Consider the following 13,934-nt stretch of genomic DNA (forward strand, 5'->3'; position numbering starts at 1 on the left):
CTACAAATAGCATAAACGTAAATAGCTAATATCATTAATTTTTCACTGTGAGATATCGCGCTAATACATCGATTTACCCACCATTTAAAATCAGTTGAACTCACAAAATACAGACAGAAAAAAGCCCAAGTGGTCGCCTAAATCAGGCTGCCACTTGGGCTGTTTTATTTAATAAAAGCTAACTTAAAGGCTAACGCCTAATGCTTTTACTGTTTCGATATTGATGTACTTATCGGTTGGTAAATCATTATCTTTTTGGAACGCGTTTACCGCTTTAATGGTATCAACACCCACTACGCCATCAATCTTGCCAGGGTTATAGCCTTTAGTGACTAATGCCTGTTGTAGATCGGTAATGGTTGAGCGTGTCATGTTGGTTTCACATAAAATTGGACGCCATTCCATGAAGCCATCTTTATCAATACGACTCAGTGACACGGTTTCAAATTCAGCTGGGATTTCTGTGCGCAGCTCTTTGGTTTCAGAAACCAGCTTAGTCACGTTCATCGTTTCATACTTAGCTGCAATGTCGACACGCTGAGTCGTCGCAGGGCTAACCACAACACGGCGGCTGACGGTTTCATATTCAGCTGGCGTGGCAGTTAAACAAATCTTATTACCAGTACGCGTCGCTTTTGGATGCTCGTCGTTATGCACTTCATGCCATACAAATTCAACGTCAGCGACTTTTTGGGTCACTTGTACATCTTTGTACTTAGCCGGTACTTGAGTGCGAACTTCTTTGGCTTCGCTCACTAACTCTTGTACACGTACTGTTTCGTATTCTTCTGGAATATCTACAGTGCGAGTGGTAGCCGGTGACACTAATACACGCTTAGTGAGCGTTTTATAAGTGGCAGGGACTTCAACTAAACACATGATTTCGCCTGTGGCTTCATCAATCTTTTGAATTGGATCTACGCCCTTTTTCCAAATGGTGTGAGCCGGTACGTCGACAACTTCTTCAGTAACCGTTTCATATTGCGCAGCAACTTGCTCCATGCGGGTGCTGGCTTCTTTAACCAAAATACGCTTTTCTACCCAGCGAAATTCAGCAGGAATAGTTTCAACAACTTCATAAGCTTCAGCAACTAATACAGACTCACCCTTTTGCTCGTAACGTGCTGGCATGTAATGTTCGTGGAAACACATACCGGCTGTAGCACTATTAAGGTTAATACCATGATCGCTAGCGGCTTTTAATAACTCTGCACTGGCTGGCGCACTGCCCTTACGTAAGTCAACTAACCACTGCTCACCTGCTGCACGAACTAATTTTTGCTCGGTAACTACGTCATACGTTGCAGGTACTGCAACCATTTTGTAGCTAGCAGGTTGCACCTCAATGGTCTCAGTAACTTGTTGATATTGTGCAGGCACAATATCAACTTTTTCACTGGCTTCTTTTACCATCACGGTTTCGGTGTAGTTTTGGTAAGTGGGCTCAACCCATACTCGTGCATAACATTCACCAGGTGTCGCATTAGGTGGTAACAACTCACCCTCAGGGCTCGTTTTAACAGTTAATGCATCTTGTGCCTGCGCTTCACGCTTTGCGACGGCTTTCTCTCTTTCTAGCAAGGCAGTGTTTCGTTGCTCTAACTCTTCTGCGTTATATACAGATACATTGGCTGGTTGAGATAAATTACTACATGCAGTCAATAATAATGCAGCAGAAAGTGTGCTCAGTTTGAAAATGGTTGTCCTTGCAGTGGCCATGATTACTCCTGGATTAATTAGGCAAGCCTGAAAATGAAATGTAACAATATGTAAACATTTGTTACATTTTGCGCACAGGATAGCGTCAAATTACTGACTATACAAGCTTGCTCACAAAAACAGCCAAGATTAACATAAACAATAACTTGCAATAGCATGAAGCTTTTAGGGTCATTTTTTTGTCATTATTTACAAACAATTGTTTATAAATTAAAACAAAACGGTGTTAACAAAATGTTTTAAAACAAACATTAGGCTGATTATTAAAACATCATGGTTTAATTTGGATTTAGATTATTTTTAAGCGTTTTTTGATTCACCAAACCCCGTACAGAAAGAATTATTAAATTTTTATAATGTGAGAGAATTAGCCTCTCGAAAGCCTCTTAGCAGTAGCGTTTATGAGTAAGGAATGATTTTGAAAATTGCAGACAAGGTTTTACAGCGCATAAGCTTGGCTATTGGTGCCAGCCATATAAGTCATATTGAACTGATACAGCCTCTTTGGGGGGATTACGGTTATTTATTTCGGGCTTATGTCTGTGGTCTGCCTTTTCCATCTGTGATTGTTAAATACATTCATTTACCGCAACCTTCATCTCACCCTCGCGGTTGGAATACCTTGCTGTCGCATCAACGTAAATTGCACTCTTACCTCGTTGAAGTAAATTGGTATCAACACTATGCCAATCAGCATACGCAGCCATTAAACCCTTTGCCCAAGTGTTTATATGTAGAACAACACAGCGACGAAACCTTATTAGTACTGCAAGATTTGCACACTGTTGGCTTTACCCAAGTCAAAACAACAGCCACCCCATCCCAAATAAAAGCCTGCTTATCTTGGTTAGCACATTTTCATGCTCAATACATGCAGGTTGCTCCTGAAGGGCTTTGGCCAGTTGGAACCTATTGGCATTTAGACACAAGACCAGACGAATTCGCGGCGTTAACTGATGATCCACTAAAATCGGCAGCCAAACTGATTGACCAAACGTTAACGCAATGCCCATTTCAAACCCTGGTACATGGGGATGCTAAGTTAGCCAATTTTTGTTTCAGTGCAGACGATCGTGTTGCAGCGGTCGATTTTCAATATGTTGGCCAGGGGTGCGGCATGAAAGATGTGATTATGTTGCTCAGCAGTACATTGAACTTTAATGAAACAGAAAACGTCATAAATAATTATCTCAAGCATTATTTTACCGAGTTAACGCAAGGGCTTACCAAATTTAACCCACACATAAGTTCGCAAGCGGTTGAGCAAGCCTGGCGTCCTTTATATTGTGTTGCTTGGGCTGATTTTCAGCGGTTTGTTAAAGGCTGGAGTGCTGAACACGTTAAAATCAATGCTTATACCGAATCACTGACGACATTAGCCTTAAAACAACTCACAATAATTTCTTAATGTAAGCTTGCGAACCGAATGCGTTTACATGTGTTGAATTATTAACCACCTAAACACCAATTCCCACTTACCATTGGCGGAGCCCAATATTGCCGTCTACAGTTTATTAACACGTCATTTTTAACATCCAACTCGTTACTTCGCTCGCGCTTGTTAGGCTATGTATTGCCTATACCAACTCAAATAAGAAGACGGCATATGGAAAGTCCATTTACCTACATTTTGATCACCTTGTTTTTTTCGAGTATTTTGCTGTCGATTATCTTTTTTATGACCTGGCAAACCATGGGAAAACAAAAGTACGCCTTGATGTTTTCGTTGTCTTTTTTGGCCTCAACCGTTCTTTGGGCCAACGCCTTATTTAAAAGTTTATTTTTGTCGCATCATTTGTATTGGATGATTGGTTGCACCCTGTCGATGCTATCTGTTTTATTGGGGACTTGGGGGCATTGCTTGCGCACTCAAACCCGAATTCGTCCTGCAACCCTATTAGTTCTTGGCATTATAGGCATGGCATTAACCTACTTTTTTACCTTTATTAGTCCACATTTGGGACTACGAATGTCATTGTATTTATACATTGATGTAGTGCTATTAATGATTACAAGTGTCGTCATTATTCGGCACCGTAAACAGCCACGCCCAGCAGAAATTGGCGCGGCGATCATGCATTTTCTTTTTGCTGGCTGTCTGTTTATTGCGGCAAGTATTGCGCTATCTCAGGGCAACGTTTTCGATGCTGAGCTGATCAAACTGTATTCTATTGTTAACTTTACAGCCCTCCCTGCTGCGTATGTGGGCATGTCAGTATTTGTTATCTATATGCTGGCGTCTGATTTAGCCGAAGAAATGAAATTGCTCGCTATGACAGATGTACTCACCAACTGCTTAAACCGCCGAGGTTTTTATCTTCAGGCAAAGCAAAAAATGCTCGAACTGCAAAATCAACACCAGCATATGTGTTTAATTTATTGGGACATTGATAAGTTTAAAACCATTAATGATCAATTTGGCCATGCCGGTGGCGATCAGGTATTAATCAGCATCAGTGAGTTAATTAAACAACATATTAAGCAAGACGATTTAATGGGTCGAATGGGAGGAGAAGAGTTTGTTATTTTAATCGGCCGCACTTGTTACGACGACGCCACACATGTGGCTGAACGATTACGCGCCATGATCCAAAACACCCCCATAAGTTTCGGTGAACATCGCATTCAGATCTCGGCGAGTTTTGGTGTGGTTGAGTTAGGCGAAAAAGACATCTCAATTGAACAGGCGATTAACCTTGCCGACAACGCCCTTTATAAAGCCAAAAGCAGTGGCAGAAATAAAGTGGTGTTTAGCTAAGCTAAGTTAACTCACCTGTATTAGAACTCACTCATTTTAGTACAAAAGGCTATTTTTCAACGTCTATCCTGACGTTATCACTTAATGATTCTAACTGCGATAATAACAACTCCATGGTGACATTTTCAGGTAATCGCAATGTCAACTTGGCGCTATAAACTGTTTTACCTAAACTGGTCACTTGCACCCGGTAGCATTCTTGATGATCAACGCTAATTTCAAGGTCATTTAAAATAGCATTCATATCGTGGGTCAACCCTGAGCGGTCGTTGCAGTCTAATGTAAGCTTACACTCTGTCGAAAAGTGAATGGCTTGCTGCTCATACTCTGCATACACAAAAGTCAGCGCGGCAAATTGTTGCTCTAAGGCTTGCTTTAATGCTTGTTCTTTATCTCGATCGATCATCACACGCATCATAGCCACAAATTGGCCATCGAGCTTAATCACTTTACTGGTTTCCCAACTGGCTCCCATTTCGCGACTCACCTGGGCTAATGATTGCAGTAAATTAGGTTTTAGGGTGCCCAAAACTGTCGTAATAAATTTATGTTGCATATAACCTCCGATGATCAAAGTCCCCGTATAACGCAGGTGTATTCCATTTTTAGCTCATTGTAAAACCAGACTAACTGTACTCGATAAAATACGTCTGTGCCCTAGAACACAAATGAATGAAATACATACAGCACAAAGCGTAAATCATGATGGAATATTTAAATAAGGCAGTAAGTTTGATGACAAAATAAAACAGCTTAAATGTATGTTGTTTACCGTAAAGCGATTAAATAACACAAAAATACACTAATGACGCATTTTGCAAGCAGCTGCAAATTTACCCTCTTAATGCCACTCGTGTCACAAATTGCCCATCATACAGCTAAGTATAGTCTCGCTAGCTGAGGATGACGTGCAGGGGTTTATGAAAAAGATCACATCAATGCATGCTAGTTGAGCTATGTCACATACTCATGATTAGTCTTTGTATCTATATGAATTTTAATAACTTATTAACATTGATATTCACCCCAAAATCAGCATCTACAAAAATAAAAATCTAAACTGTTGTTTTTAAATAAAAATATTTAGTTTTCATTTTTTATTCATATACCCACTACGGCTTATTGCTACCCGGGTGGGGTTTCTCTAAAATGCGCGCCTTACCCAACAAGGGTACCGATTAACTTTTAATTGTTGAACTTTTCCATAAGGGATCACGATGTCTACAAAATTTGCGAATCCAGCTCCGTTAGGGCTAATGGGCTTTGGTATGACCACCATACTGCTTAATATCCACAATGCTGGCTACTTTCCAATTGATTCGATGATCCTTGCAATGGGGATTTTTTACGGTGGTATTGGCCAGGTTATCGTGGGCATGATGTGCTTTATGCGCGGTGATACTTTTGGTACGACTGCATTTACCTCATATGGCTTATTTTGGTTAACCCTTGTTGGGCTAATTTTAATGCCAAACATGGGCGTAGCAGCAAGCCCGGCACATTTTATGGGCTGGTATTTAACATTATGGGGCACATTTACTGCCTTTATGTTTGTGGGTTCATTACGTTACCCACGCGCTAAGCAATTTGTATTTGCCTCACTAACCGTATTATTTTTCTTATTGGCTGTACGCGATTTTACTGGCAACGAATTAATCGGCACGATTGCCGGTTTTGAAGGCATTATTTGTGGTGCTAGTGCAATTTACTTTGCCATGGCGCAAGTGCTTAACGCTGAATATGGCCGCACTATTTTACCTGTAGGTGAATTAACTCAAGTTAAAGCCGATGTTGCGCCACTAAAGGTTGAAGCTGAGCCAGCGACACTTCGCTCAGTAAACGCATAAGCATTGGCAACATGAATCATCACTTTGTCATAAGCTAAATTTAAGTTACAAAAAGGCCGATGCATAAATTGCATCGGCCTTTTTTGTTCTATTATTGATTGACTAAACGGCAGCCACAAACTGTATTACTGGGCTGAAATAATACTACTGCATAGTCTTTGGTTTCATCACGCTCAAGCACTTGGACACTTAACGAGTGCATACCACTTTGATTAAGATTAAGCCCACTAATATAAGATAAATATTCATAGTGTGCTGGTGTACTTTGGCCATTTTCACCAGTGTATTCTTGTTTTGTAGTCACTGAAACATCAAACATTTGTCGCTCTGTATCGACTTTATTAACCTTACCCGTCATCGCTAAAGTACCCACCGAGTTGCCCTCTAGGTCATAATACCGATAATTAATTTGGGCTAAACCATCTTTAGAGACAAGATCGACCAGCAGATAGTGATCACTTTCAGAGCCGGTCGCACCATGATTAAACAATTCAGAACTGCAACTTAACATAAAGTTAGTTGGCTTAGAGGTAAGCGAGTAAATCGTACCCACACTGCCTAACAGGCATAAAAGAATCACAATATTGATGACCCATAACCCTTTTCTCGTCATGCTTAGCCTCCTTGCAACTGATTAGATGGCGCGACACGACCATTTGAGGTACTACAAATATTCAATTCAGCTAACCACTGTGAGGTCACAAATTGCTTGGGTTGACGTAAATCGCTTATTTTTAAATTACGAATAAGAGACTGACCAAAATGATCGCCCCTAAGGGTAATATTAAGCACTTGCTTGTCATGCGATAACGATAAAAAAACTCTGCTCCATATTGTGACAGGACACTGTTGCAAGCTTTTCACTAGCTGCTGCGCTTGATCTATGAGCAATTCATTATTGGTGTTTGAAAGAGAGTATAAAATCACATCCACTTGCTGTTCAGATTTAAGGGTAACCGTCTCCACACTCAATGGAAGTGCAGGGTTAACAGTATGGCGTTGTTGGTTAAACCACCATAGTACTCGCTAACAGTAATGCTACCAATACAATGACCATCAGTAATACCTGTTGCGGCCGTATAAACGGTGTCAGCCATGTACTAGCGGTTTCTTTACGGGCGCGATGAGCCCTGAGCATATAGCCCTGACTCTTAACGGTTTCAATTAGGCTTTCATATTGTGCAGCTTCAAGAAATGAGCGCAAGGTAAAAATAGCTCTTGCTACAGAAGCAGAGCTTAAATGAGAATCGTCTTCATGACCTGACTCTAGCAAGGACTTAACAACAACTTTACCTTGATACTCCACCAGCAAACTTAGCACGTGCAACTCTGCCCGAGGTAAATGCCACACAACACCTGTGTCCTGGTTAATCAAATCTCCCTTGCCGATATCGAACCTACAATGGCTACAATTGCATTTTTGACCGCCTCAATATATGACTCAAATTACGACGGTTTAAGTGTATGCAAAAAATCTGATGAATTCTGTGATCCTGTTATCTAAGCGCTTTATTCCTTAACAAAAGTAAGTGTTTAATTTTACATTGTTATAAATGCGTGAAGATGATCACACCATTTCATGATATTAAAGTTGCTGCACTCGCCAATAAATAAGCATAAATGTCATAAATAAGGTGATTTACATCACATTTTGTCACCATTTTAAGCAAGTTAGCCACCAATAAATCAATTCCATTAAGTCTAAAACAGCGATTTTTAATCGAACATTTTTATCTGCTTTGAATCACATCATTAATAACTCCATCGCTTATCGTTATTACCAACAAGTTGCCAAGCATAGTTTGCTAACAACACTTTGCTAACAACACCAAACTCCCAGATTGGGATTGATAATAAAACGATAAGTAAAAGGGTGATTATTATGAGCATAAACAGACGTCAAGCTTTGACACAAATTATTGGTATAAGCACCGCCGCTGCTGGGGCGACTTTAATGGGTACGTCGGCTTTTGCAGCGACAGACACTGACGGGAATTACCGTTTAGAGTTAGGGGAAAAACTAAAATACGCACCACTCGATGCCATGGCAACCGCCAAACTCGCTTATGAAACAGGTGGTGGCTGTATGCACCAGGTATTCCACGCCATTATTACTATGCTTGCGGCATCTGACAGTGCTGACGCGTCTAAATTTGCCACTATCCCTACTGCATTAGCAGGTTATGGTTGGGCAGGTGTTGTGGGTCAAGGTACTCTTTGCGGTAACTTAAATGCTTCTGGTATGTTGATTAATATTCTTGATGATATTAACGGTCAAAACAGTTCAATTATTGGCGCATCGTTCCGTTACTATGAAACGACGGATCTTCCATTATCTTCAGATGAATTTATTGCAGGTATTGGCTCTACTGCAGAAAAATCACTTGAAGTAGGCGCAACCTCAATTGCCAATAGTCCATTGTGTCACTCTTCTATCAGTAACTGGTCAGCCGCATCAGGCAAAGAGTTTGCGTTGAAAGGTGAACGCTGCAAACGTCTGTCAGCTAGTATGGCTTACTACATTGTTGAGTTACTTAACCGCGCATATGCTGGTGAAGATATTTCACTATTAGAAATCGCAACACCATCAACTGAAGCACAAGCTTGTCAGTCTTGCCATGGCGTAAGTTCAACTATGGGCTCTGCTGCCAGCGTTAAAACCGATATGGAATGTACCACTTGCCATACAGGACATTTCAATTAAGGAGCGCATTATGAAGATCAAATATCTTAGCGCCATTTTAGCCAGTAGTTTGCTAATTTTTGGTTGTGGTAGTGACAACGATGATGAAGATATTATTGTTGATGATACGCCGGTTGTGGTTGTGCCACCTGTGGTAGTCGATCCTGTGAGTGAAGCCATTGATGTTAATGAAGCAACTGATATCTCAATGCAACTTGACTCATTTGATGCGGCAACAGGGGCATTAACATTCACTTTAAGCAATGCTGATGGTAAAGCCATTACCAATGCTAACGAGTATGACATTGTGTATTTTGGGTTTCCTGACCCAGCGTCTCCGTCAACCAAGGCAAAAGCATGGAAACGTTGGCATGTATCTCAAAGCTTTGGCTGTGATCAAACCGATGCTGAAAATTGTGCGGGCTTATTAGAAGAAACCGATACCGAAGGTCAATATTCCTTTAATGCTATCGATTTAGACCTAGAAAGCAAAGCCGCTGCAGGCGCTGTTGAAGTGTTCAAAGTGGCAGTACAAATTCATGGTTCAAATGTCAGTAATGAAATCACCCTGATTGCTGCCGATGAATGATGACTTCCCCCATCCTAGTTAGGGTTACCGCCAGTTCCCCTTTTACTAGGTAATGGCCTCAAGCCGTAGGATCGATGCTGCGGCTTTTTTTTAAATATAATACTAATCCCAAAAAAAGGGTCTCATCATTGAGACCCTTTTCTATCGACAAACCAAGAAACTAACGTAATTGCTGCATTAAATAGGCGTATACCATTGAGATAAGCTCTGCGGCTTGGGTATTGTCAGCAGCACCGGCATGGCCTCCTTCAATGTTTTCGTAGTACAACACATCAATGCCCATGTCTTCCATTTTAGCAACCATTTTACGTGCGTGAGCAGGGTGAACACGGTCGTCACGGGTTGAAGTAGTAAAAAACACTTTAGGGTATTTAACACCTTGTTTTAAATTATGATATGGCGAGTAAGTTTTAATGTATTGCCACTCCTCAGCAATATCAGGATTACCGTATTCGCCCATCCAACTGGCACCTGCCAACAGCTTGTTATAACGCTTCATGTCGAGCAATGGCACCTGACATACCACTGCATTATATAAATCAGGACGACGCGTAAACGCAGCCCCCATTAACAAACCACCGTTACTGCCACCTTGAATACCTAAATGCTGGCTTGTGGTAATTTTGCGGGCAATTAAGTCTTCGGCAATGGCTTCAAAATCTTCAAACGCTTTATGACGATTCTCTTTTAACGCCGCCTGATGCCAAGCTGGGCCGTACTCGCCACCACCACGAATATTTGCCAACACATATACGCCGCCCTGTTCGAGCCAGTTTTTACCCACTGTAGCCGAATATGACGGTAGACGAGAGACTTCAAAACCACCATAGGCATAAAGTAGCGTAGGGTTACTGCCGTCTAACTTAATATCTTTGGCCATGACCACAAAGTAAGGCACTTTGGTGCCGTCTTTAGACTGAGCAAAAAATTGTTTGGTTGTAAACTTATCAGCGGCAAACTGTTGTGGCATACCTTTGACTTTGTCGGCTTTTAGCGTGGCACCATTAACACGATACAAGGATGATGGTTCTAAAAAGCTAGTGTAATCAACAAAAAACTCATCACTGTCGCGCTGAACATCAAACACACTTAAGGTGCCATTGGCGTCAAATGGGGCAGTGTCGCTTTGCCACTCACCTTTGTTATTTTGGGTATACCGTACGAGTTTACTTTTAACATCGTCTAACCAGGTGACAAATACCGCATTTTTACTGAAGTTAATTTGCGAAATAAAAGCCGTGGCGGTGGGCGATACAAATTCATTAAACTCAGGCTTTTGCGCGATCAGTTTGTCTACCGGGGTAAACACAACTGCACCTTGCTTAAAGGTTGCTTTATCGGTGACTAACTCGCTTTTCAGCTCAATGTATAGCTGGCCTTTAAAGTAGCCTTTAATGTCTGCATCGGCTGGTAAAGGCAACGCCACCAGCTTATCGTTTTGATACACGTAATGCTTAGCCGTATAAAAAGTTAAGCTTTCGGTAATAATATTCAGTGGCTTTTTATCATCAAAAATAACGTAACCCGCTGAGGCTACAGATGTTTTATCGCCTGTAAAGATGGTCTTCGCTTCAGATAACGGTGTGCCGCGTTTCCATAGTTTTACTAAGCTTGGGTAACCCGAATCAGTCATGCTATTACCGTCGCCAAAATCGGTGCCAATAAAGACCGTATCTTTATCAATCCAACTCACTATCGATTTAGCCTCATCGACCATAAATGGCTTTTGTGCCTTATCAACAAAGCTTTTAGTGGTGAGGTCAAACTCACGCACCTCAGCAGCATCGGCGCCGCCACGAGATAACGACACTAAGCAGCGTTCATTTTGTGGGTATTGGCAGTTCATACCTTTATACACCCAGTTAACGCCTTCGGCTTTACCCAGGGCGTCAATGTCGAGCACGGTTTCCCATTTAGGATCAGCTTTTGCGTATTCTTCTAGCGTGGTTCGACGATAAATACCGCGAGTATGAGTTTCGTCTTTCCAAAAATTGTAAAAATAGTCGCCCGTGCGTCTCGCATAAGGGATCCGCGCTTCGTTGTTAAGAATCTCAAGGCTATTGGCAACTAAGGTATCAAAGCCTTTATAGCCTTTAATGTGGGTGGCAGACACATCATTTTGCTGCTTTACCCAGGTCATCGGCTTGGCACCTTCAACCTCTTCTAACCAAATAAACTTGTCTTCTTCTGCTTGGATTTGTGTGGCCATTGTCATTGCACTCGCTACGCATAAAGGTATGATTCTTTTAAGCATTAAAATGTCCTTTTTGTTGTTTGCTTAGGTGTATTTATTATTGTGTAGTTACTTTATATCAATTAAGCAGATGTTCAATCGCTAAGCTGCTACAAACTGTTACGAGCAGCCCGTTGATTCAAGGTTACAAAGCCCTTTATCTTCCTTCTTTTAATCATTTACGGCATAGTGATGCATTGCCAATCGGAGCCACCAATGCCAATAACAACAGAAACGACCACCAGCATTGACACCACTAAACGGCCTTTTTGGTTAAATCCGCAATACGGTTTTTATTTACCTGTTACCCTGATCGCCGGTTTATTATTACTTTTCCCCACAACCACATTGGCACTATTAAGCCAATTTACTCAGTTTTTTCTCGACTATTTTGACTCACAATTTATTCAATTTTCGAGCCTATTACTGCTCTCCGCAACGGTAATATGCTTTAGCCCCATAGGACGAATTCGCTTGGGCGGCAATGAGGCACAAACAGAGTTCAGTTTTATGAGCTGGATGGCAATGCTATTTACAGCAGGCATGGGATCTGGGCTGATATTTTGGGGCGTGGCAGAACCGGTTTATCACTATGTGAATCCACCAGAGTTTTTACAACAATCTTTTTCATCTGTGCCGGGTGCGCTAGCCATTACCCATTTTCACTGGGGGCTTCATGCTTGGGCTATTTACGCCATGGCAGGGTTGGTTATGGCCTGGTTTGCCTATAATAAACAACGCAGTTTACGGGTGAGTGCCAGCTTTAGTGCAGACAAACCTAAGTGGTTAAATTTGATTGATTTATTGGCAGTTGTAGCCATTATTTTTGGTATCGCCGGCACATTTGCCAATACCATTGCCTTAATCCAAACAGGGGTAGAACAAGCACTTGGATTAGATATTGGCTCGTTGGCGTTTAGAATTGGGATGATATTGATCATTGCCGCATTGTTTACCTTATCGTCTCTTGCAGGATTAAATAATGGTATTAAACGCTTAAGCCAATTTAACAGCTTATTTATGGTCGCAATGTTAGTTCTGGTTATCGCGCTAGTTAATCCATTAAACACCTTACAGTTAACTTTTGAGTCGACCTTAAACTACATCAAGTTATTACCCAAAATGTCTTTTGGGGTTGGTCAGCCAGAACAGTGGAGCCAAGGTTGGACGGTCATTTATTTAGTATGGTGGATAGCTTGGGCACCTTTTGTGGGGCCGTTTATCGCCAGAATAAGTAAAGGCCGAAGTATTAGGCAATTTTTAAGTTGCACCATCTTATTGCCAACCATAACGTCTATTATTTGGTTTTCAGCGTTTGGTGGTAGCGTATTAACTCAGCCTTATGCCAGCGCCATTATGGATGCGGTTAACCAACAATACACATTGGGACTGTTTAGTTTTTTTGAGCAAATGCCGTTGGGCGCGTTATTGTCTGCCGCTGCACTATTGTTGTTGGTGACCTTTTTAATTACCAGTGCTGACTCATCAATTTATATCGCCAGCTTATTAACGGATAACGACACGCGCGACGCCAAAATATTGTGGAGCATAATTTTAATCGCCATAACCATTGCGCTGGTGAGTATTAACGATGTCGACCTTAACAAACAAGTCGCGATTGTGGGGGCGATTCCCTTTACCTTAGTGCTCAGCTTACAAGTGATATTTTGGGTGCGAGATGTATTAAAACGTTAGTCTTTACCTATTTTACTGACGAAACAGGTATAATACTCACTCAGTATTAAACTGACCCATTCAAACCAATATAGATAGGCAGTAACATGGCTAAAACGGCAGCGGCACTTCACATTTTAGTAAAACACCAAACTCAAGCTGAAGACATTATTAAACAGCTGAATAAAGGCGCTAAGTTTGATGTGTTAGCCAAAAAGCATTCGAGTTGCCCGTCGGCCAAAAGTGGCGGTAATTTAGGAGAGTTTAAGAAGGGTCAAATGGTGCCACAGTTCGATAAAGTGTGTTTTCACGGCGAGCTAATTACCCCGCATTTAGTGAAAACAAAATTTGGCTGGCACGTAGTAAAAGTGCTTTATCGAACATAGGTTAATATTTAAGCCCCTTAGATGACAGTGAACGGTGATACATGC

At 41.4% G+C, this 13,934-nt stretch carries 13 protein-coding genes; 7 read left to right on the forward strand and 6 right to left on the reverse strand.

From position 1 onward, the window contains the following. Positions 1 to 183: 183 nt before the first annotated feature. On the reverse strand, positions 184 to 1,719 hold the full coding sequence (locus N4T56_RS17270) for a peptidoglycan-binding domain-containing protein (RefSeq protein WP_261734091.1): 1,536 nt from the start codon (positions 1,717 to 1,719) through the stop codon (positions 184 to 186). A 418-nt stretch (positions 1,720 to 2,137) separates the two neighbouring features. Here N4T56_RS17270 and N4T56_RS17275 point away from each other — a divergent pair, with 418 nt between their 5' ends. Both N4T56_RS17275 and N4T56_RS17280 read left to right on the forward strand, forming a co-directional pair. Further along, positions 2,138 to 3,127 (forward strand): aminoglycoside phosphotransferase family protein, encoded by a 990-nt coding sequence (locus N4T56_RS17275; protein WP_261734092.1) that lies wholly within the window; start codon positions 2,138 to 2,140, stop codon positions 3,125 to 3,127. 198 nt (positions 3,128 to 3,325) lie between these two features. Further along, on the forward strand, positions 3,326 to 4,477 hold the full coding sequence (locus tag N4T56_RS17280) for a GGDEF domain-containing protein (RefSeq protein WP_261734093.1): 1,152 nt from the start codon (positions 3,326 to 3,328) through the stop codon (positions 4,475 to 4,477). 49 nt (positions 4,478 to 4,526) lie between these two features. Here N4T56_RS17280 and N4T56_RS17285 read toward each other — a convergent pair whose 3' ends face one another. Further along, the gene (locus tag N4T56_RS17285; RefSeq protein ID WP_188922252.1) at positions 4,527 to 5,033 is read right to left on the reverse strand and encodes an ACT domain-containing protein; all 507 of its coding nucleotides are present in this window, start codon (positions 5,031 to 5,033) and stop codon (positions 4,527 to 4,529) included. Positions 5,034 to 5,694: 661 nt separating this feature from the next. Here N4T56_RS17285 and N4T56_RS17290 point away from each other — a divergent pair. After that, positions 5,695 to 6,324 carry an acetate uptake transporter gene (locus N4T56_RS17290; protein ID WP_261734094.1) on the forward strand — a complete coding sequence of 210 codons (630 nt, stop codon included), beginning with the start codon at positions 5,695 to 5,697 and terminating at the stop codon, positions 6,322 to 6,324. A gap of 91 nt (positions 6,325 to 6,415) precedes the next feature. On the opposite strand, the gene N4T56_RS17295 is transcribed toward N4T56_RS17290, so the two are convergent. From N4T56_RS17295 to N4T56_RS17305, 3 genes are read right to left on the reverse strand one after another with little or no spacing between them, the layout of a single operon-like run. Further along, the gene (locus tag N4T56_RS17295; protein ID WP_261734095.1) at positions 6,416 to 6,937 is read right to left on the reverse strand and encodes a hypothetical protein; all 522 of its coding nucleotides are present in this window, start codon (positions 6,935 to 6,937) and stop codon (positions 6,416 to 6,418) included. A 2-nt stretch (positions 6,938 to 6,939) separates the two neighbouring features. Further along, the gene (locus N4T56_RS17300; protein WP_261734096.1) at positions 6,940 to 7,296 is read right to left on the reverse strand and encodes a hypothetical protein; all 357 of its coding nucleotides are present in this window, start codon (positions 7,294 to 7,296) and stop codon (positions 6,940 to 6,942) included. A 34-nt stretch (positions 7,297 to 7,330) separates the two neighbouring features. Then, positions 7,331 to 7,699 carry a helix-turn-helix domain-containing protein gene (locus N4T56_RS17305; protein ID WP_261734097.1) on the reverse strand — a complete coding sequence of 123 codons (369 nt, stop codon included), beginning with the start codon at positions 7,697 to 7,699 and terminating at the stop codon, positions 7,331 to 7,333. A gap of 507 nt (positions 7,700 to 8,206) precedes the next feature. On the opposite strand from N4T56_RS17305, the gene N4T56_RS17310 reads away from it, so the two are divergent. Beyond that, the gene (locus N4T56_RS17310) at positions 8,207 to 9,028 is read left to right on the forward strand and encodes a cytochrome c3 family protein (RefSeq protein ID WP_261734098.1); all 822 of its coding nucleotides are present in this window, start codon (positions 8,207 to 8,209) and stop codon (positions 9,026 to 9,028) included. A 10-nt stretch (positions 9,029 to 9,038) separates the two neighbouring features. Further along, positions 9,039 to 9,596: a hypothetical protein gene (locus tag N4T56_RS17315; RefSeq protein WP_261734099.1), complete on the forward strand. Its 558-nt coding sequence runs from the start codon at positions 9,039 to 9,041 to the stop codon at positions 9,594 to 9,596. 160 nt (positions 9,597 to 9,756) lie between these two features. Here N4T56_RS17315 and N4T56_RS17320 read toward each other — a convergent pair whose 3' ends face one another. Further along, positions 9,757 to 11,850, reverse strand: a complete 2,094-nt coding sequence (locus N4T56_RS17320) for a prolyl oligopeptidase family serine peptidase (RefSeq protein WP_261734100.1) — start codon at positions 11,848 to 11,850, stop codon at positions 9,757 to 9,759. Between the two features lie 195 nt (positions 11,851 to 12,045). Between N4T56_RS17320 and N4T56_RS17325 the strand changes: the two genes are divergently transcribed. Together N4T56_RS17325 and N4T56_RS17330 are read left to right on the forward strand one after the other, a co-directional pair. Next, a complete protein-coding gene (locus N4T56_RS17325; RefSeq protein WP_261734101.1) occupies positions 12,046 to 13,524 on the forward strand; it encodes a BCCT family transporter in 1,479 nt (492 codons plus the stop codon). Between the two features lie 86 nt (positions 13,525 to 13,610). Continuing rightward, positions 13,611 to 13,889: a peptidylprolyl isomerase gene (locus tag N4T56_RS17330; RefSeq protein WP_261734102.1), complete on the forward strand. Its 279-nt coding sequence runs from the start codon at positions 13,611 to 13,613 to the stop codon at positions 13,887 to 13,889. Positions 13,890 to 13,934: the final 45 nt, after the last annotated feature.

Origin of the sequence: Shewanella phaeophyticola (genome assembly GCF_025398315.1) — a bacterium.
Classification (GTDB): domain Bacteria; phylum Pseudomonadota; class Gammaproteobacteria; order Enterobacterales; family Shewanellaceae; genus Shewanella; species Shewanella phaeophyticola.